Below are 18,005 nucleotides of genomic sequence, written 5' to 3' on the forward strand. Positions count from 1 at the left end.
TGAATATGTGCGCTGACCTGTGGAGCTTTGCCCTCTCGACTTACGCCCGTCCGGGCGTGGAAGCCGCTTGTCTGCGCTTGCAGGAACAAGGAGCGGATGTGTGCCTGCTGCTGTGTGGGGCATGGCTGGAACATCGTGGCGTGGCGCTGACCTATGAGCGCATTCAAGCGTTAACACAGATAGCCGGGCCGTGGCAGAAGCAAGTCATCGAGCCCTTGCGACAAGTGCGCGTGCAATGGCGGGCGTTGGCGCAGCAGGACGAACAACTGGCGGCGTTACGGGAGCGGGTCAAAGCCCTGGAGTTGGAGGCGGAGCGCGGGCTACTGACACGCCTGGAGGCGCTGGCACAGAACTGGATGAGCGCAGAGGTGAGCGGGGGTCAGAAATGGCTTGAAGGACTGGGGGCTGAGGCGGCCAACAACCTTGACCACGACGCGCTGCAACACTTGCGCGCCGTGGCAACCGGCACTTAGGAAGCGCTGGTTGGGGTGGTGTTCGATGCTGCCGGTGCAGGAGTGCTGCTGGCCGGTGCTGTTGGAGCGGTGGAGGCTGTCGGGGCGGTTGCAGTTGTTGCTGGTTTTGCAGCAGCAGGCTTAACAGCTGGTTTTGCAGCTGGTTTTGCAGCGGCAGGCTTAGCCGCTGGCTTGGCGGCTGGCTTTGCAGCAGCAGTCTTGGCAGCTGGCTTGGCGGCTGGTTTTGCAGCAGCAGTCTTGGCAACTGGCTTGGCGGCTGGTTTTGCAGCAGCAGTCTTAGCAACTGGCTTGGCGGCTGGTTTTGCAGCAGCGGTCTTAGCAGCTGGCTTGGCGGCTGGTTTTGCAGCAGCAGTCTTAGCAACTGGCTTGGCGGCTGGTTTTGCAGCAGCAGTCTTAGCAGCTGGCTTGGCGGCTGGTTTTGCAGCAGCAGTCTTAGCAGCTGGCTTGGCGGCGGGTTTTGCAGCAGCAGTCTTAGCAACTGGCTTGGCGGCGGGTTTTGCAGCAGCAGTCTTAGCAGCTGGCTTGGCGGCTGGTTTTGCAGCAGCGGTCTTAGCAGCTGGCTTGGCGGCGGGTTTTGCAGCAGCAGTCTTAGCAGCTGGCTTGGCGGCTGGTTTTGCAGCAGCAGCCTTAGCAGCTGGCTTGGCGGCGGCTTTGGCGGGTGCCTTCGCTGCAACTGCTTTTGCAGGTGTACGAGCGCCCAGCACTTTCGCCACGGCTTCTTTAACACGACCAACGCCCTGGGCCAATTTCAGGCTTTCCTGAGCATCTTTCTTGAGTTGGGAAATGTACGCGCGCGTTTCAGCTTGGCGATCCTTGAGGGCGTCCAGCAGGTCCTCAAGTTCTTTGACAGCGTCTTTGGCTTTGGCTTGTGCCTTGGCCTTGCCGGCGGTGGCGGCGTCTTGCAGTTTGGTACGGGATTTATGCAGCTTTTCTTGCGCCTTACCGCGTTGTTTTTCCAACTTGGCGAGCAGTTTTTCTGCATCGGCCAACGCTTGGGAACACGCGCTTTCCAGATGTTCGAGCAGGCTGCTCGACAGTTGTTGGAGTAAGTGCAACGGGGTATTAACAGGCTTCTGTTTGGCCGACATGGTTTACCTCCTGGCTGACGTGGGTGCGGCTCATACTAGCCCTCTGCTCTTACCGCCGCTAGGGCATGTTGACAGTATCGTTTGCCTTGCGTTGCACGGTACGAAAATTCTTATCGATATATCGAAAACACGCGACACTTTTTACCCTTTCACACTGGCATAATCCGTCGCACTTTCGGCGGGAGAATGCCCATGTCGCGTTACCTTTTTCTTGTTCTGGGCTTGGCAATTTCCGTAGCCAATGCGGGCGAGCAATCACCCTCCAAAACGGCAGACCAAGAGCAGCACGACCTCGCCTACAGCCTGGGCGCCAGCCTCGGTGAACGCCTGCGCCAGGAAGTGCCGGACCTGCAGATCCAGGCGTTGATCGAGGGCCTCAATCAAGCCTATCAAGGCAAGCCGCTGGCGTTGGATAACAAGCGCATCGAACAGATTCTTGCCCAGCATGAAGCGCAGGCCGAAGCCGACGCCCAAGCACCCAAAAGTGAAAAGTCGCTCGCAGCTGAACAGCAGTTTCTAGCCAAGGAAAAAACTGCAAAAGGGGTGCGCGAATTAGCTGACGGAATCCTGCTCACGGAACTGACACCCGGCAGCGGCAGCAAACCTGGAGCTAATGATCAGGTTCAAGTGAAATACGTTGGACGGTTACCCGATGGCACAGTCTTCGATCAGAGCACACAGCCCCAGTGGTTTCGCCTGGACAGTGTGATCAGCGGCTGGAGCAGTGCATTACAACAGATGCCGGTGGGAGCGAAATGGCGCCTGGTGATTCCATCAGCCCAAGCCTACGGTGCCGACGGCGCGGGAGAGTTGATCCCGCCTTACACGCCATTGGTATTCGAGATCGAGTTACTCGGCACTCGCCAATGATCCAATAAAAACGGTGCGTCATGCGCACCGTTTTTTTAAATCACCGTTGAGGATCAAGCCTGAGTGGCTGGCTCTTCCTTGTGAGCATTGTGCAGCACTTCGATCAAGCAATCTTCCAGTTCGAAGCGCTCATGCAACAGCGCGCCCAACTCCTTGAATTTTTCGGCAACGCAGTTTCCGGCATCACACAGGTCGGTGAACGCCAGCAGCTTCTCGGTGATGACATCAATGCGTGGGTAAATGGTTTCGGCCAAGTCGAGACCACGTTGATCGTCGAAGGCTTCGGCCTCCTTGGTCAGCTGCTCGTAGACGCCGAAGTGGCCGGCCGACACGTAGTCCACCAAGACACCACAGAAATCCTGCAACGGCTCGCGATTCTCACCCAGTGCCTCAGGCTTGGCGCCGAGAGCATCAAAGGCCCGAACCAGTTCGTGACGTGCCTTCAACCAGCTGTCGATCAGCTTGTGCACCCCACCCCAGCGTTCCTGAGCATTCTGACAACTTTCCAGCATGATGATCTCTCTTCCCTATAGGGGCGCTGCCGCCTGATGCCCGCGCAACACTTCAAGGAGTAAGCCGCAGCGGGACAAGGCCGCATCTGACAAGCAAACGGTTTTAATAACGCGTGCGGGCCAGATTATGCCCGCACGACTATGGCTTCAAGGTACGCAGGAGAGAAAGTTCATACAAGTGTTTAATCCCATCCTACAAACCGCGACCTTCGTTCAGCGCCCTACCGGACGCAGGGGACGGCTCAAATACAGCCGTGAAAACTGTATGACACCGAGGACTAGCATGCCCAGGAAGAACAACAGGCTCCATTCGGGAAGGCTCAAGTCGAACAGCGTCCAGCTTATTTCCACACAATCGACGGTACCCTCGACCACCAATCGTAAGGCCTGCCACACCGAGAGGTTATCGATCATGTGGCTCAGGCTGGGCCAGCAATCGGCGGCCTGATCCGGTGCGGCATTTTGCAGCAGCACCTGACGCACAGCGGTAACGGCACCCAACAATGCACATCCCATGCTCGTCAGCCCGTACAGGTAGTAAGTGGATCGACTGGATGAATGGATAGCGGCAACCAGATTGATGAGCGTGAATGCGGCCAGAAAGGCCCGTTGTATCTGGCACAGGAAGCACGGGCGTAACGATGCACCGAACTCAAGATAGAAGGACGCGCCCAACGTCAGCGCACCCGCCATGAACGCAAGAAAAAACAAGGAGCGTGAAGGGGCCAAAGACATGCTTTATCCGCACAGCGAGAGATAGGTCGTTACGGTAGAGGAAAGGCCCGACCCCTTTCAATACGCGACAGAGCAGACAGTTCTGTGAGATCGCAGGGATATCCCGCATAAGCATGAAAGACTTCGAGCATCCCAGTGTAGGAGTTTGCAGTAGAACGCTTAAAACCCAGCATCTGCTGGGCATTGAAGGGCTAACTCTCAGACGTATCTGAGCAAACCCTCCATTCCTTTCCTACATCAAGACCGGGTAGGAACTGGCAGCGGAGAGGCCAGTAAGCGGTTATCCAGCAGACCCAAACCTTCTTGGAACAGTTGGTTGCTGCGCTCGGTATCACCCAACTGGGCCAATAACCGCGCCAGCTCGGCACACGCCTCAGGATTACGCTGCACTTGAAGGCTACTTTCCAGATAATCCCGTGCCTTGCCCCATAGGCTGTTTTGCAAGCACAGACGACCCGACGTCAGCAGCAGGCTGGCATCACCCGGATGATCCTTGAGCCACCCCTCGGCAAACTTCAATTGCCGGGCCTGGTCACCGCCGCGCAGCAGGCCGTACAGACGAATCAGGTGGCTGTCATAGCCGCGCTTGATAGCACCGCGCAACGCCTCCTCCGCCTTGGCATCGGCGCCCAGCTGGCGCAGTTGCTCGGCGTAAGCCAGCACCAACTGAGGCTCCTGACGCTGAGCCGAAGTGAGTTGCTGCCAGGCCCGCTCAAGGGACTGCAAACCTGCTTCGCCCTGCTCTTCGCGCTGAGCAGCCAGGCTCAGGTTCTCGCCCCAGGCACGGCGCTCCAACTCGGCCAGTTCGCTGGCAGGCAGCACTTTATCCTTGCGCAGCTCCGGCAGCAGTCGAATGACCGAAGACCAGTCGCCTCGCTGCTGGTGCAAACGCTGCAATTGGCGCAATACCTGGGCGTTATGGGGATGACGCTCGTGCATGACCTGCAAGGTCGTCAGCGCGCCGTCAGTATCGCCACGGTCCAACTGCAATTGCGCATGGCTCAACGCGACCGCCAACTCCGCTTGGGGCTGACGCTCCAGCGCACGCGCCAGCAAACCGTCGGACTCCTCATAACGGCCCTGCTCATTCGCCGCACGGGCCGCACCCAGGTAGTACAACAAAGGCTGGCGCTCAGCTTCAGCTGCCCGATGCAGATGACGCTCAGCGCTGGCCCAGCGGCCTTCAGCGAGGTCCATCTGGCCCTGTTCGATGGCGATCTGCACACGGCGACTGCGGTTACGCCGAGACCACGGGTTGACCACGCCACCGGAGGTGGTCACCAGGCTCAGCAACACGCGAATCAGGTAAATGGCGAGGCCGATGGCAAACACTGCCACCACGGTCGCCCATAGGCTTGACTCGTAATGCAGCACATGAGGATAGGTAATCAGCACATAGCCGGTGTGTTTCGAAATGCCCACAGCGAGTGCCAGGGCGATCGCAACCACCAGCACCAGGATCACATAGAAACGCTTCATCGGCTCTACTCCTGGATCGCCGGCTTGCCAGCCGCCGCCTTAGCTTCGTCAGCAGACACATGACGACGTTCTAGGTACGCCTGCACCGCAGCCAGACTCGCCGCCAGGTCCGGTGTCACTACCGACACGGCTTTTGGCTCAAGCTCGGCGATACGCGCCAGCATCGCCTTGCTCTGCGGATTGTCCTGGTTGAAGTTGTCCTGCAACACGCTGCGCGCCTCGCCCAGCGAACGGCTGTACACCGCCGACTCTCCATTGAGCGCCGCCCATTGCGCCTGCTCCAGCGCCAGGCTCAGGGCCAGGCGAACTTGGTTCAGCCCCTGACCGGCGAGCAGTGGTCGAATGTTATCGTCGGGATTGAAGTCGATGCGGAAGTAACGGGAAATCTGCTCCCACCACTGTCTCCAGCGGCTATCCGTATCAGTGCTTGGACGCCCCTGCCCAGAGGGCTCGGTGAGTTGATATTCAGGGGCAATGGCTGCCAACTGCACAACCTGGTCACGCAAGGCTGCCAATTGCAGGTAGAGCCCGGTACGGTCCGGCTGCTCGGTACTGCGCAACGCGGCCAGGCTCTTGGCCAATTGTTCTCGCGCAGCGTAGGAACCTGGATCGCTCTGCTCGCGAAGAATCTCGTCGGCACCCTGCACCAGCGCCTGGGCACTGTTGATATCTTGCAGGGCGGACAGCCGCAAACTCGCCAGACGGATCAGGTGCTCGGCCTCGGCCAGGCGCCAGTCTTTACGGCTGGCCCCCAGCACGGTTTCCAGACGCTGGTTAAGGCGCTGCTGATCACCTTGCAACTGGGCGACCAGACGGCGGCGCTCTTCCAACTCGTCAGCGCCCGGCAACTGGGCCAAGCGCGCAGCCAGTTGCTGCTGACTTTGCTTGAGGGACTGGGATTGGTCATCCAAGGTCTGCACCTGACCCAGCTGCTGCTGGCTGCTGGCTTGCAGGGCGCGGACCTGCCAGATCCCCCAACCCCCGGCAGCAACACCCACGGCGCCAAGCAGCAAGGCGACAACTGCCAGGCCATTGCCACGGCGCGGCGTGGTGACCGGTGACTCAACCGGCGCATCGAGTGCGGGTTGGGTTTCATCTTTAGGCAAGGCTGTTTCGCTCACGTATCCGTCCTTTGCGTATCAGAGAGTGGGAACGGGATGACTCCGTAACGCCACTAACAAAGCCGCGGCACTCGCGCCGCGACAATCCACAACTTTTTCTGCGCCAGCAGCCCGTGCCATCTCGGCGACTCGTGGGCTGGGCACGAACAACGGCAGCTGTGCCACTTGTGGCCAATCGGGGCCGGCCAAGGCTTGCAGGTGCAAAAAACCCTGCCCACTGCTGACCACCAGGCCGTTCAAGCGTTCCAACTGGATGCGTTGCACCAGCACACCGGCGTCATAGGTCGGCAGGAAACGGCGGTACAACTCCAGATAGTCGACACTAGCACCTTGCTCGCGCAAACGCTCCGCCAGCAACTCTCGACCGCCCTCGCCACGCAGAATCAAAACCCGTGAATCGCGGCACGCGATAGCCTCGCGCAACGCCGGTAATTGAAGCAAGGCCTCGCTGTCGTCGCCGCTTTGGGGATAGTGAACGTTCAGGCCCTGATCGGACAGTACCTGCGCTGTTGCCGCGCCGACGCTGAACCAAGGCATTTGTGGTTTGGGATGATGAGCCAACTGCTGCAGGGCAAGGCGCGCAGCGGGCTTGCTCACCACGATCACCGCGCAATAGCGATGCAGGTCACGGAAGACAGCCTGTTGCTCGGGCGTGATGGGTAAAGGCTCAGTGTCCAGCAGGGGCAAACTGCTGCTGAAAATGCCGGCTTCAGATAACGACGCCGCCAGGGCGGTCGATTCCTCTGCAGGCCGCGTCAGCAGCACTCGCCACCCACTCACTGCGGACCGGCCTCACCGTAGACTTTTTGCAGAATGGCACCAGCGCCTTTATCCAGTAGCTCTTCAGCGACCTGGATACCCAACGCCGTGGCATCACGCTGCGGCCCGCGCACTTCTGCCGTCAACAAGGTGCCGCCGTCAGGGTCGCCGACCAGGCCACGCAGCCACAGGTCTTCACCTTCGAGCACGGCGTAGCAAGCAATCGGCACTTGGCAGCCGCCATTGAGGTGCTTGTTCAGAGCTCGCTCGGCTGTGACACGCACTTCGGTATCGTGGTGATCGAGCGGCTTGAGAAGTTCGTGGATTTGGCTGTCGGCGGTGCGACATTCGATGCCCACGGCGCCCTGCCCACCCGCTGGCAAGCTGTCTTCGACGCTGATGGCGGAGGTGATGCGATCTTCGAAACCCAGACGGATCAAACCAGCGGCAGCCAGGATGATCGCGTCATATTCGCCAGCATCCAGCTTAGCCAGGCGAGTGTTGACGTTGCCACGTAGAAAGCGGATCTGCAGGTCTGGACGGCGGGTCAGCAGCTGGGCCTGACGACGTAAGCTGGAGGTGCCGACGATGCTGCCCAGCGGCAGCTCATCCAGGGATGCATAGGTGTTGGAAACGAAGGCATCACGCGGGTCTTCGCGCTCGCAGATGCAAAAAAGGCCCAGGCCTTCGGGAAAGTCCATGGGCACGTCTTTCATCGAATGCACGGCGATGTCGGCTTCGTTTTCCAGCAGCGCAGTTTCCAGTTCCTTGACGAACAGGCCCTTGCCCCCGATTTTCGACAGTGGCGAGTCAAGCAGCTTGTCGCCGCGACTGACCATGGGCACCAGGGACACCGTGAGGCCGGGATGGGCCTGTTCAAGGCGTGCTTTGACGTATTCGGCCTGCCATAAGGCCAGAGCACTTTTACGGGTGGCGATGCGGATTTCGCGAGAGGACATGGATCAATCCGTACTGAATAGATACGGCAGATAATAACAGCTCAGGCAAATGCGCTTTGATTTGAATCAGCAAGTGCGGGGCCTCCCTGGCCACGTCGCACCGGGATAAGGAATGCAGGCCTCGCTACAGCCCTCGAACTAAAGCTGCTGCATCATTTTGCGCACGCCCGCGACATGGCGTCGACTGACGATCAACGCATCGCCGTTAAGCCCTTTAAGGAACAACTGGAAGTGCCCCAGAGGTGTGCGTTGAAGACGTTCGATCCGCTCGCGGGCCACCAGCGCATTGCGGTGGATACGCACGAAGCGTTCGCCGAACTCATCCTCAAGGGCCTTGAGCGGCTCATCGAGCAACACTTCGCCAGCCTCATGTCGCAGGGTCACGTACTTGTGATCGGCAATAAAATAAACAACCTGGCTCAGTGGGATCAGCTCAATCCCTTTGCGTGTCCGAGCGCTGATGTGGCTGCGCGGCCCGTTACCACTTTGGGCGGCAGGCTGGGTCAAGGCTGCCAGTTGGGCGCGGTTGGGGCGCTCGGCTTTCTTCATGGCCTTGAGCAAGGCTTCGGCAGTCACTGGTTTAATCACAAAGCTGACGCCACTGGCTTCCAGCGTCTGCTCAGCAAACTCTTCTTGCGCGGCGCATAACACCACGGCGGGTGGCGATTCTCGCTCGCTCAGCCGGGCGGCGACTTGCAGGCCATCAAGGCCCGGCATGCGGATATCGAGCAACACCAGGTCGGGCTTGAGGCTGTCGATCAGCGTCAACGCCTCCTCCCCGTTGGTGGCACTCGGCTCAAGGACTGTATAACCCTCAAGTTCACTGACCAAGCGGGTCAGTCGCTCGCGGGCTTGGGGTTCGTCATCAACGATCAGGACATTCATATAGCGCTGGATTCCTGCGTGAGTCTCGCACAAGGATAGCGTAGACAGGTGCGGTGACTTGCGTCACAGCGATCCACGCTAAGACTAGCGCGAGCGGCAAAAAGTGCCCTGACAGCGGCACCCATATTTACCCGGACCTGTTCAATAGCGCCCAAGACCTGCTGCCATCGGGCATCGTCGTAGGGTTTGCTGATACACAATCCGAATACCCCCCTTTTAAATGGATAGTCAGGCTCTGACCGCAATACCCGACTTTGGTGCATTCACACACTATCAGTCCAACTGTAGACGCTCACCGGAACGATATTGCGCAATCGTCAAATATCGTTTCGATAAACATCTACCTCCAGTCTCTTCCCGGACGCGTTCGGCGGCAAGGCACTTAGCCATCCTTTGCACAAATAAAAATGCCGACGACCCGCAGCACCGCCTCCACGGGCAACCCTGTTATTATCGCCGGCAGACTTCCACGCCTCTTTATTAAGCAGACCACGAGCGAATCCATGAGCACCGACAAGACCAACCAGTCCTGGGGCGGCCGCTTCAGTGAACCCGTCGACGCCTTCGTCGCCCGCTTCACCGCCTCCGTCACCTTCGACCAGCGCCTGTACCGCCACGACATCATGGGCTCCATCGCCCACGCGACGATGCTGGCCAAAGTCGGCGTGCTGACCGACGCCGAGCGCGACAGCATCATTGACGGCCTGACCACCATCCGCGGTGAGATCGAAGCCGGTACGTTCGACTGGCGCGTCGACCTGGAAGACGTGCACATGAATATCGAGGCCCGCCTCACCGACCGTATCGGTGTGACCGGCAAGAAACTGCACACCGGTCGTAGCCGTAACGACCAGGTGGCCACCGATATCCGCCTGTGGCTGCGCGATGAAATCGACCTGATCCTGTCCGAAATAACGCGCCTGCAAAAAGGCCTGCTGGAGCAGGCCGAACGCGAATCGGACACCATCATGCCCGGCTTCACTCACCTGCAAACCGCCCAGCCTGTGACGTTCGGTCACCACCTGCTGGCCTGGTTCGAAATGCTCAGCCGCGACTACGAGCGCCTGGTCGATTGCCGCAAGCGCGCCAACCGCATGCCACTGGGCAGCGCCGCGCTGGCTGGCACCACTTACCCAATCGACCGCGAGTACACCGCGCAACTGCTGGGCTTCGACGCTGTGGGCGGCAACTCCCTGGACGGCGTCTCGGACCGTGACTTCGCCATCGAATTCTGCGCCGCCGCCAGCATTGCGATGATGCACCTGTCACGCTTCTCCGAAGAGTTGGTGCTGTGGACCAGCGCGCAATTCCAGTTCATCGACCTCCCGGATCGCTTCTGCACCGGCAGCTCGATCATGCCGCAAAAGAAAAACCCCGACGTGCCGGAGCTGGTCCGCGGCAAGAGCGGCCGCGTATTCGGCGCACTGATGGGCCTGCTGACCCTGATGAAAGGCCAGCCGTTGGCCTACAACAAGGACAATCAGGAAGACAAGGAACCGCTGTTCGACGCCGCCGACACCCTGCGCGACTCGCTGCGTGCCTTTGCCGACATGATCCCGGCGATCAAGCCAAAACACGCGATCATGCGTGAAGCGGCCTTGCGCGGTTTCTCCACGGCAACGGACCTGGCGGACTACCTGGTGCGCCGTGGCCTGCCGTTCCGTGACTGCCACGAAATAGTCGGCCACGCAGTGAAATACGGCGTGGAAACCGGCAAAGACCTGGCAGAAATGAGCCTGGAAGAACTGCGCCAGTTCAGCGACCAGATCGAGCAGGATGTGTTCGCCGTACTGACCCTGGAAGGTTCGGTGAATGCGCGTAATCACATCGGCGGCACTGCGCCCGCGCAGGTGAAGGCAGCGGTCGTACGCGGCCAGGCGTTGCTCGCCAGCCGCTAAAAATGTGGGAGGGGCTTGCCCCCTCCCACACTTGATCACTTTTTGGCCGCAATCATCGCCATAAACGCAGGCATCGCCGCCTCCCGGTCCGCTGCCACCTTTTGGGCGTTGGGCATGGCATGCAATCGCTCCAACAACGCTTTCGCCTTTGGCAACTCAGCCAGCAAATCCAATCCAAACAGCTTCTCGCCCACGCCACAGGCGAGGTTCACGCTGTACATGAAATACAGATCCGCAATCGTAAAACTCTCCCCCGCCACGTAAGGCGCGAACTTGCCGTGCCGACCTAAAGAACCGATCCCCAGCAGCAACTCAGCCTTGGATTTTTCCTTGATCGCCTCCGGCACCGGCATACCGAAAAACGCCTCGGCAAAACACGCGCGGGCGGGCAATTCGATGTACAGCTCGATTTCCCGGCACAGCGCCAGCACTTGGGCACGCTGGAATGGGTCTGCCGGCAACAGCGAAGGACCTTCCTGGGTTTGCTCGATGTATTCGAGTATCACGCTGGTTTCGTTGATAAACCCCTGCTTTACGCCAAGCGCCGGTACCTTGCCGCGCGGACTGATTGCCAGGGCTTCCGGGGTTTGACCGGCATAGAAAGGTACCTCTTCAAACAGGAGCCCTTTCTCCAACAGCGCCAGTTTCACCATGTTGTAGTAGTTGCTGACCGAAAATCCGTAGAGCTTGAGCATCGCAAAGCCTCCAGGCCGTGTGCGGGGTTGGCTGCAAGAGTTATAGATCTTGACGCCCAGCCTGACCAGCAGCATCACCTGCCTGAATGGAGGTAGACTGGCGCCCTTTCCTTGAGGAGCCTGCCATGAGCGAGCCGACCGATATCGACAGTGACGAAGAAGAATTCACCGAAAACACCCTGATCGAAGCGATCGAGAACCAGATCGAAAGCGACAATCCCCCCGCCGCCAAGGCGACCTTCAACAAACTGACCCTGGTGGGTTATGAACGCGAAGACATCCTGAATCTTATGGCCCACGTGCTGGCGTTCGAGATCGACGCGATGCTGGACGAGGACCGCGCCTTCAATACCGAATGGTATGAAACCGCGCTGCGGGCGTTGCCTGAGTTGCCGCCTGAAAAGGAATAATCCCGGCACGCAGCAACACGCTGGACAGTTCGGCAAAGTGCGTTCACCTTATGGCCTGCTAGCCTCTAATAAATTTTAGAAAGTCTGGAGTCCTTATGTCGTATACCCCTGAATTGGTTGCCGAACTGGAAATCCTTGTACTCTTCCCCTTGGACAGCACCAAGGAAGGTCTGAAAGTCCATCAGACCGCCGCTCCTACTGCCATCGCCGCTGCCAAGCGCCTCCATGCCAAAGGACTTATCGACCAGCCAGACGGGGGCTATCTGACCAGCCTCGGTCGGGACGCCGCAGAGCAGGCCCAAACCCTGCTGACTATTCTGACCACTGCCAACACCAAAGAAGCAGCCTGATACCCGATACCGCCCATGGAGTCCGCTCACTGCGGATTCCAAGGGCGTTGCTGTGGGCCAGTTAAAATTCTGGCGTCAAAGACCATTTCCCCCTAAACCTCCTACGTCACTGGCTGTAAACTCCTACACGGCCGCCCACGTCGGGCCCTGCGAGCCACCGAGTTCGACATGACCCGCACCCATGAAATCCGCCCTGACTTGGACGAAGGCATCGACCGCAAGGTGCTGGCCCAATTGCGCTCGCGCTTCATGGCCCTCAATGAGGGGCGCATGGCGCGTGCCGTCGAGGGGCTGACGCCGCGCCAGCAAAGCGTGCTGACCCTCCTGCCACTGTTTTTTCACGTTAATCATCCGCTGTTGCCCGGTTATGTTTCGGGCAGCACGCCAGCCGGGCTTTCGAATTTCGAGCCCGACGCTCAGGCCTTGACCGAAGCCCAACGCCTGACCCGCTCGTTCTCTTACAAGCCGCGCCCGGTCAATCAGCCCAAGCCTATCCATGGCCTATTCCTGATGGGCAGCCTTGGCACCCTCGCCCAAGCGGATCAGAGCGATATGGACGTATGGGTGTGCCACGCCCCCGACCTGGGCGAAAACGAGCTGGGCGAACTGCGCAAGAAATGCCAATTGCTAGAAGCCTGGGCCCTCACCATGGGTGCCGAGGCACACTTCTTCCTGATCGAGCCAACGCGCTTCGTACTCGGCGAGCGCGACACCCAACTGAGCTCCGACGACTGCGGTACCACCCAGCATTACCTGCTACTGGACGAGTTCTACCGCACAACCATCTGGTTGGCCGGGCGCACGCCGATTTGGTGGCTGGTGCCGGTATACGAAGAGACCCGTTACGCCGAATTCACCCACACACTGCTCTCCAAGCGGTTTATCCGCGCCGATGAAACCCTTGACCTCGGCCACCTGGCACATATTCCACCCGGCGAATTCATCGGAGCCGGTCTATGGCAGTTGTTCAAAGGCATCGAGTCACCTTACAAATCGGTGCTCAAACTGCTGCTGACTGAGGTCTACGCCAGCGAACACCCCAACGTGCATTGCCTGAGCCTGCGCTTCAAGCGCGCGGTGTTCGCGAACCAGATGGACCTGGATGAGCTGGACCCGTACATCGTGGTGTACCGCCGCATCGAGGAATACCTCAAGGCACGCAACGAGCCCGAACGCCTGGAATTGGTACGCCGCGCGCTGTACCTGAAGGTCAATCGCAAGCTCACCGCCGGCCAACGCACCAGCAGTTGGCAGCGACTGTTGCTGGAGCGCCTGGCCCGCGAATGGAGCTGGGACCAGCGTCAACTCGCCCTGCTGGACAGCCGCAGCCAGTGGAAAGTGCGTCAGGTGGCCTCGGAACGCCGCGCCCTGGTCAGCGAGCTGAACTACAGCTATCGCTTCCTGACCCAGTTTGCCCGGACCGAACAGACCGTCAGCCTGATCAACAAGCGCGACCTTAACGTGCTGGGCCGGCGCCTGTATGCCGCTTTTGAGCGCAAAGCCGGCAAGGTCGAATTCATCAACCCCGGCATCGCACCGGACCTGGCTGAAGACACCTTGACCCTGGTGCAGTCGCCCAACCGCAAGGAACCCGGCCAGCATCACTGGGGGTTGTACAACGGCAACCTCACGGCCCTGGAGTGGGAACACTTTGCGCCGATCAAGCGCAGCCGCGACCTGCTGGAAATGCTGACGTGGTGCCATCGCAACGGTGTAATCGACAGCAGCACGCGCCTAGCGCTGCACCCCGGCACCAGCGACATGACCGAATTCGAGTTGTTCAACCTGCTGGGCAGCCTGCAACAAACGGTCGCCCTGCCCCTGACCAGCGTCGATGAAATAAGCCTGCTGCGATCGGCGGTGCCCGAGGAAGTGTTGCTGCTGATCAACGTCGGCGTCGACCCGCTCAAGCATCACCGCGACCTGAACATACTGATGACCACCGAGCGCACCGACTCCCTGAGTTATGCCGGTGTTCGCGATAACCTGGTGCTGACCCTGGACCAAGTCACGCTCAACAGCTGGAACGAAGTGATGGTCAGCCGTTACGACGGCCCGCACGCTTTGCTCGATTGCCTGCGCGACTACCTAAACCAACTGCCATCAGACCGCCTGCCGCGTCTGCGGGTGCGCTGCTTCTGTCATAACCGTGCGCAGTTCATTGCCCAGCGCGTGGAGGAAATCTTCGACACCGCGCAGAACCTGCTGCTGGGTCAGTCCAACCACCGCTACTTGCTGCAAGTTCAGCAGCACTACCACGTAATGGAGTTGATGCCGGGCCAAGCCACCCATGTGTCACTGGCAACCCAGGACGCGCTGATCGCCTACCTCAGCGAGGAGCTGGCCAGCTACAGCCCGCTGCATCTGGACACGATGGCCCTGGAAGACCACGACCTGGCGCTGCTGCTGCCCATGGGCATGGCTGATTGCGTGCAAGTGTTCTACCGGGTCAATGAGGATTTCGCCGAGCTGTATGTGCTGGATGAGTTCAACGCGCTCTGGCAGCAGCGCCTGCCGTTTCATGATGAGCAGAGCCTGCTGGCGCCTTTGCAGCGCTTTCTGCAATCCATCATCTATCGGCGGGATGCGTTGTCGCCGCTGGACACGCAACAACCCCTGGGCGCGGTGCAGACCTTGTATTACCAACTATTGCCGACAGGAAGCGGACGCGCCCGCGGGATCGAACCTCGGCCGGCGCCGCACAATCCAACGAACAAACCGTTTTACGACGTGCAGGCGATTATCGGCAAAGCAGCACACGGCAAGGTGGGCATTACCCTGTACTGCAATCAGCGGGAGTTTTCCGAATTGGAATTCGGCGACCAGCTATTTGCCGTGGTCGCCCAGGAGATCGTTGGACAGCGCCGGGAAACCGAGCGCTACCGTTGCTACATCACCGACCTGGATCTATCGGGCCTGCTCGGTGATGTGCAGAGCCCGAGCAACCTTTACCTGCGCTACAAGGCCGAGCTGGAGCTGTCGCTCAACGAGGCGCTGAGCCAGATTTAGAGAGTGAAGGCGCCGCCGTCTTTTGGCTGGCCTTCAACACTGAGCAATTCAAGCTTGAGGGTCTTGCCGCCAGGTGCCGGCCAGTCGATATGCTGGCCCACTTTCAGGCCTAACAACGCGCTGCCCACGGGTGCAAGGATCGAGATCTTGCCGGCGTCTGCATTGGCATCTTTCGGATAGACCAGCGTCAGGTGGTAGTCCTTGCCGCTGCCTTGCTCACGGCAATGTACGCTGGAGTTCATGGTCACGACACCCGCAGGCACTTCATCGTGGCCAACCACTTCTTCGGCGCGATCGAGTTCGGCTTGCAACGCTTCGACGCCGGGAGTTTCGTCGCCCAAGCGGTCGATCAGTTGCTCCAGACGCTGCACGTCAAGACGGGTGAGGATGATGGACGGTGCGGTGGTCATGATTCAGGCAGACTCCTTTTTTCTGCACAAAAAAGCAAAACCCCGCCAAAAAAAGGCGGGGTTCTCGCGGGCCTCGATGAGTTGAGGCGTACCCGGACACTACCACAGCGTCACAAATAAACAAGACAGCCTCAGGCGTGCGCCCTGCGCTGCTCGGCCTCGGCGCAGATCACCCTGCGCCGGGCATCGTCGGCGGAGCGCCATTCGCGGATGTCTTCAACGTGACGAAAGCAGCCGAGGCAGACTTTTTGCTCGTCCAGACGACACAAACTGATACAAGGTGACGGCACCGCCGGGCTGACATTACTGAACAGCGGCTTTGGCGGACGTACGGGTGCAGGCTCAGTCACGGTCAAATCTCGTCGAAATCCAGCTCGGCGCCGGTATATTCGTGGACCAGGCGCGTGAGCATCTCGCCCAACAACTCTTCACTCTTATCGCACTGCCATTTGCCGCTTTCTTCGTCGTAGTCAAAGTGAACGCCACCGGAGCGCGCCGCCAGCCACAGCTGACGCAGGGGTTCCTGGCGACTGAAGATCAGTTGCTGGCCACTCTCGAACTTGACGGTCAGCACGCCGGCCGAGTTTTCCAGGTCCACATCCAGGCCGCTGTCGTCAAAAATATCTTCCAGCGCCTGCTGGGTCGCATCCACCAGGTCGTGAAAACGGGCTTCGGTCAAACTCATTGTGGCAACCTCAAAAGTGTCTGGTTTTGCTCAAGCGCCGCACGATACGGGCGAGCCTCGCCGATTGCAAAGGATACCGATTTCATTACCGATGACGGTATGAAATATCCTCTGCCAGCGTAGCCCGCTTCACCTTCATGTCGGCAAACCCCCGCCGGACGGGTATTTCGGCGCATAGGCAAGCTGGCGGGTGGTCGGTATACTCGGGCGCAATTAATGCATATTCAAGGATTTCGCCATGAAGCGCCTGATCTCTTCCCTTGCTGCGCTCGTCGCGGTCGCTTGCCTCGTTAGTGCCTGTGGTCAAAAAGGCCCGCTGTACCTGCCCGATGACAGCAAAGACCCGAATGAACAGGCGCAATCGTCTCAAAAGCCATCCAAAGCGCATAAGCACGACACCTACGAATAAGGGAGCTCCATGGACGCTTTTAACTACCGGGACGGCGAGCTGTTCGCGGAAGGCGTGGCGCTGTCCGCGATTGCCCAGCGCTTTGGTACCCCGACGTACGTGTACTCACGCGCTCACATCGAAGCTCAATACCGCTCCTTCACCGACGCACTGGACGGCGTACCGCACTTGGTGTGCTACGCGGTCAAGGCAAACTCCAATCTGGGTGTACTGAATGTCCTGGCGCGTATGGGCGCTGGTTTTGACATCGTCTCCCGTGGCGAGCTGGAGCGGGTACTGGCAGCTGGTGGCCAGGCTGACAAGATCGTGTTCTCCGGCGTCGGCAAGAGCCGCGAAGACATGCGCCGTGCCCTGGAAGTCGGTGTGCATTGCTTCAACATCGAATCCACCGACGAGCTGGAGCGCCTGCAGGTCGTAGCCGCCGAAATGGGCGTACGCGCGCCGATCTCCCTGCGCGTCAACCCGGACGTCGATGCTGGCACCCACCCGTACATTTCCACCGGTCTCAAAGAGAACAAGTTCGGCATCGCCATTGCTGACGCCGAGGACGTGTATATCCGCGCCGCGCAGTTGCCGAACCTGGAAGTGCTGGGCGTCGACTGCCACATCGGTTCGCAACTGACCACTCTGCCGCCGTTCCTAGATGCCCTCGACCGCCTGCTGGCGCTGATTGATCGCCTGGGCGAATGCGGCATCTACCTGCACCACATCGACCTCGGTGGCGGCGTGGGCGTGCGGTATCGCGATGAAGAGCCGCCGCTGATTGCCGACTATATCCAGGCCGTGCGCGAGCGCATCGAAGGCCGCGACCTGACGCTGATGTTCGAGCCGGGCCGCTACATCGTCGCCAACGCCGGCGTGCTGCTGACCCAGGTCGAGTACCTCAAGCACACCGAGCACAAGGATTTCGCCATCGTCGACGCGGCGATGAACGACCTGATCCGCCCGGCGCTGTACCAGGCCTGGATGAATGTCACCGCTGTGACGCCTCGCGACAGCGAAGCTCGCGCCTATGACATCGTCGGCCCGATCTGCGAAACCGGCGACTTCCTCGCCAAGGATCGTCAGCTTGCGCTGGAGGAAGGCGATCTGCTGGCCGTGCATTCGGCCGGTGCCTACGGGTTTGTCATGAGTTCCAACTACAACACCCGCGGCCGTACCGCCGAGGTACTGGTGGACGGTGATCAAGCGTTTGAAGTGCGTCGCCGCGAGACGGTAGCCGAGTTGTATGCTGGCGAAAGCCTGCTGCCGGAGTAAG

General features: G+C 59.7%; 20 protein-coding genes. 8 read left to right on the forward strand and 12 right to left on the reverse strand.

The window, feature by feature from the left end:
• Positions 1–5 precede the first annotated feature (5 nt).
• Positions 6–473 (forward strand): TIGR02444 family protein, encoded by a 468-nt coding sequence (locus tag AOA61_RS10875; protein ID WP_099601742.1) that lies wholly within the window; start codon positions 6–8, stop codon positions 471–473.
• Here the strand turns inward: AOA61_RS10875 and AOA61_RS10880 are convergent.
• Positions 470–1,561: an AlgP family protein gene (locus tag AOA61_RS10880; RefSeq protein ID WP_099601743.1), complete on the reverse strand. Its 1,092-nt coding sequence runs from the start codon at positions 1,559–1,561 to the stop codon at positions 470–472. The two genes, AOA61_RS10875 and AOA61_RS10880, sit on opposite strands and share 4 nt — an antisense overlap.
• Before the next feature lie 192 nt (positions 1,562–1,753).
• Between AOA61_RS10880 and AOA61_RS10885 the strand changes: the two genes are divergently transcribed.
• Positions 1,754–2,431 carry an FKBP-type peptidyl-prolyl cis-trans isomerase gene (locus tag AOA61_RS10885; RefSeq protein ID WP_099601744.1) on the forward strand — a complete coding sequence of 226 codons (678 nt, stop codon included), beginning with the start codon at positions 1,754–1,756 and terminating at the stop codon, positions 2,429–2,431.
• Positions 2,432–2,484: 53 nt separating this feature from the next.
• Here the strand turns inward: AOA61_RS10885 and AOA61_RS10890 are convergent, their stop codons facing one another.
• From AOA61_RS10890 to AOA61_RS10915, 7 genes are all read right to left on the reverse strand, one after another.
• Complete coding sequence (locus tag AOA61_RS10890; protein ID WP_032884346.1) at positions 2,485–2,943, reverse strand: Rsd/AlgQ family anti-sigma factor; 459 nt, start codon at positions 2,941–2,943, stop codon at positions 2,485–2,487.
• 213 nt (positions 2,944–3,156) lie between these two features.
• Complete coding sequence (locus AOA61_RS10895; RefSeq protein ID WP_095185188.1) at positions 3,157–3,678, reverse strand: disulfide bond formation protein B; 522 nt, start codon at positions 3,676–3,678, stop codon at positions 3,157–3,159.
• A 237-nt stretch (positions 3,679–3,915) separates the two neighbouring features.
• A complete protein-coding gene (locus AOA61_RS10900) occupies positions 3,916–5,157 on the reverse strand; it encodes a heme biosynthesis protein HemY (protein ID WP_099601745.1) in 1,242 nt (413 codons plus the stop codon).
• Positions 5,158–5,162: 5 nt separating this feature from the next.
• A complete protein-coding gene (locus AOA61_RS32205) occupies positions 5,163–6,278 on the reverse strand; it encodes a uroporphyrinogen-III C-methyltransferase (RefSeq protein WP_032884350.1) in 1,116 nt (371 codons plus the stop codon).
• An 18-nt stretch (positions 6,279–6,296) separates the two neighbouring features.
• The gene (locus AOA61_RS32210) at positions 6,297–7,058 is read right to left on the reverse strand and encodes a uroporphyrinogen-III synthase (RefSeq protein WP_122822539.1); all 762 of its coding nucleotides are present in this window, start codon (positions 7,056–7,058) and stop codon (positions 6,297–6,299) included.
• The gene (gene hemC / locus AOA61_RS10910) at positions 7,055–7,996 is read right to left on the reverse strand and encodes a hydroxymethylbilane synthase (RefSeq protein WP_032884352.1); all 942 of its coding nucleotides are present in this window, start codon (positions 7,994–7,996) and stop codon (positions 7,055–7,057) included. Before hemC ends, AOA61_RS32210 begins: the two co-directional genes overlap by 4 nt.
• A 138-nt stretch (positions 7,997–8,134) precedes the next feature.
• On the reverse strand, positions 8,135–8,881 hold the full coding sequence (locus AOA61_RS10915; RefSeq protein WP_095185190.1) for a LytTR family DNA-binding domain-containing protein: 747 nt from the start codon (positions 8,879–8,881) through the stop codon (positions 8,135–8,137).
• 503 nt (positions 8,882–9,384) lie between these two features.
• Between AOA61_RS10915 and argH the strand changes: the two genes are divergently transcribed.
• A complete protein-coding gene (argH, locus tag AOA61_RS10920) occupies positions 9,385–10,779 on the forward strand; it encodes an argininosuccinate lyase (RefSeq protein WP_032884354.1) in 1,395 nt (464 codons plus the stop codon).
• A gap of 35 nt (positions 10,780–10,814) precedes the next feature.
• Here argH and AOA61_RS10925 read toward each other — a convergent pair whose 3' ends face one another.
• The gene (locus AOA61_RS10925) at positions 10,815–11,474 is read right to left on the reverse strand and encodes a glutathione S-transferase family protein (RefSeq protein ID WP_095185191.1); all 660 of its coding nucleotides are present in this window, start codon (positions 11,472–11,474) and stop codon (positions 10,815–10,817) included.
• 125 nt (positions 11,475–11,599) lie between these two features.
• Between AOA61_RS10925 and AOA61_RS10930 the strand changes: the two genes are divergently transcribed.
• The 3 genes from AOA61_RS10930 to AOA61_RS10940 all read left to right on the forward strand — a co-directional run bounded on the left by AOA61_RS10930 (position 11,600) and on the right by AOA61_RS10940 (position 15,243).
• Positions 11,600–11,884, forward strand: a complete 285-nt coding sequence (locus AOA61_RS10930) for a hypothetical protein (RefSeq protein ID WP_032884356.1) — start codon at positions 11,600–11,602, stop codon at positions 11,882–11,884.
• Between the two features lie 95 nt (positions 11,885–11,979).
• Positions 11,980–12,234, forward strand: a complete 255-nt coding sequence (locus AOA61_RS10935) for a TIGR02647 family protein (RefSeq protein ID WP_014720451.1) — start codon at positions 11,980–11,982, stop codon at positions 12,232–12,234.
• A 168-nt stretch (positions 12,235–12,402) separates the two neighbouring features.
• Entirely contained in the window at positions 12,403–15,243 is a 2,841-nt protein-coding gene (locus AOA61_RS10940) for a class I adenylate cyclase (protein ID WP_099601746.1), read from the forward strand.
• Here AOA61_RS10940 and rnk read toward each other — a convergent pair.
• The 3 genes from rnk to cyaY all read right to left on the reverse strand — a co-directional run bounded on the left by rnk (position 15,240) and on the right by cyaY (position 16,338).
• The gene (rnk, locus tag AOA61_RS10945; protein ID WP_032884359.1) at positions 15,240–15,653 is read right to left on the reverse strand and encodes a nucleoside diphosphate kinase regulator; all 414 of its coding nucleotides are present in this window, start codon (positions 15,651–15,653) and stop codon (positions 15,240–15,242) included. The two genes, AOA61_RS10940 and rnk, sit on opposite strands and share 4 nt — an antisense overlap.
• A gap of 131 nt (positions 15,654–15,784) precedes the next feature.
• Positions 15,785–16,003, reverse strand: coding sequence for a DUF1289 domain-containing protein (locus AOA61_RS10950; protein WP_081797581.1), 219 nt, complete (start codon positions 16,001–16,003; stop codon positions 15,785–15,787).
• A 2-nt stretch (positions 16,004–16,005) separates the two neighbouring features.
• The gene (gene cyaY, locus AOA61_RS10955) at positions 16,006–16,338 is read right to left on the reverse strand and encodes an iron donor protein CyaY (protein ID WP_032884360.1); all 333 of its coding nucleotides are present in this window, start codon (positions 16,336–16,338) and stop codon (positions 16,006–16,008) included.
• Positions 16,339–16,576: 238 nt separating this feature from the next.
• Between cyaY and AOA61_RS10960 the strand changes: the two genes are divergently transcribed.
• Both AOA61_RS10960 and lysA read left to right on the forward strand, forming a co-directional pair.
• A complete protein-coding gene (locus tag AOA61_RS10960; RefSeq protein ID WP_010207449.1) occupies positions 16,577–16,747 on the forward strand; it encodes a lipoprotein in 171 nt (56 codons plus the stop codon).
• A 9-nt stretch (positions 16,748–16,756) separates the two neighbouring features.
• The gene (lysA, locus tag AOA61_RS10965; protein WP_032884361.1) at positions 16,757–18,004 is read left to right on the forward strand and encodes a diaminopimelate decarboxylase; all 1,248 of its coding nucleotides are present in this window, start codon (positions 16,757–16,759) and stop codon (positions 18,002–18,004) included.
• Position 18,005: the final 1 nt, after the last annotated feature.

Source organism: Pseudomonas sp. 2995-1 (assembly GCF_002742505.1).
Taxonomy (GTDB): Bacteria; Pseudomonadota; Gammaproteobacteria; order Pseudomonadales; family Pseudomonadaceae; genus Aquipseudomonas; species Aquipseudomonas sivasensis.

Excerpts from the sequence above, each read along its gene's own strand:
- AOA61_RS10875 (WP_099601742.1), top strand. The coding sequence starts at position 6 with ATGTGCGCTGACCTGTGGAGCTTTGCCCTCTCGACTTACGCCCGTCCG.
- AOA61_RS10880 (WP_099601743.1), bottom strand. The coding sequence starts at position 1,561 with ATGTCGGCCAAACAGAAGCCTGTTAATACCCCGTTGCACTTACTCCAA.
- AOA61_RS10885 (WP_099601744.1), top strand. The coding sequence starts at position 1,754 with ATGTCGCGTTACCTTTTTCTTGTTCTGGGCTTGGCAATTTCCGTAGCC.
- AOA61_RS10890 (WP_032884346.1), bottom strand. The coding sequence starts at position 2,943 with ATGCTGGAAAGTTGTCAGAATGCTCAGGAACGCTGGGGTGGGGTGCAC.
- AOA61_RS10895 (WP_095185188.1), bottom strand. The coding sequence starts at position 3,678 with ATGTCTTTGGCCCCTTCACGCTCCTTGTTTTTTCTTGCGTTCATGGCG.
- AOA61_RS10900 (WP_099601745.1), bottom strand. The coding sequence starts at position 5,157 with ATGAAGCGTTTCTATGTGATCCTGGTGCTGGTGGTTGCGATCGCCCTG.
- hemC (WP_032884352.1), bottom strand. The coding sequence starts at position 7,996 with ATGTCCTCTCGCGAAATCCGCATCGCCACCCGTAAAAGTGCTCTGGCC.
- AOA61_RS10915 (WP_095185190.1), bottom strand. The coding sequence starts at position 8,881 with ATGAATGTCCTGATCGTTGATGACGAACCCCAAGCCCGCGAGCGACTG.
- argH (WP_032884354.1), top strand. The coding sequence starts at position 9,385 with ATGAGCACCGACAAGACCAACCAGTCCTGGGGCGGCCGCTTCAGTGAA.
- AOA61_RS10925 (WP_095185191.1), bottom strand. The coding sequence starts at position 11,474 with ATGCTCAAGCTCTACGGATTTTCGGTCAGCAACTACTACAACATGGTG.
- AOA61_RS10930 (WP_032884356.1), top strand. The coding sequence starts at position 11,600 with ATGAGCGAGCCGACCGATATCGACAGTGACGAAGAAGAATTCACCGAA.
- AOA61_RS10935 (WP_014720451.1), top strand. The coding sequence starts at position 11,980 with ATGTCGTATACCCCTGAATTGGTTGCCGAACTGGAAATCCTTGTACTC.
- AOA61_RS10940 (WP_099601746.1), top strand. The coding sequence starts at position 12,403 with ATGACCCGCACCCATGAAATCCGCCCTGACTTGGACGAAGGCATCGAC.
- rnk (WP_032884359.1), bottom strand. The coding sequence starts at position 15,653 with ATGACCACCGCACCGTCCATCATCCTCACCCGTCTTGACGTGCAGCGT.
- cyaY (WP_032884360.1), bottom strand. The coding sequence starts at position 16,338 with ATGAGTTTGACCGAAGCCCGTTTTCACGACCTGGTGGATGCGACCCAG.
- AOA61_RS10960 (WP_010207449.1), top strand. The coding sequence starts at position 16,577 with ATGAAGCGCCTGATCTCTTCCCTTGCTGCGCTCGTCGCGGTCGCTTGC.
- lysA (WP_032884361.1), top strand. The coding sequence starts at position 16,757 with ATGGACGCTTTTAACTACCGGGACGGCGAGCTGTTCGCGGAAGGCGTG.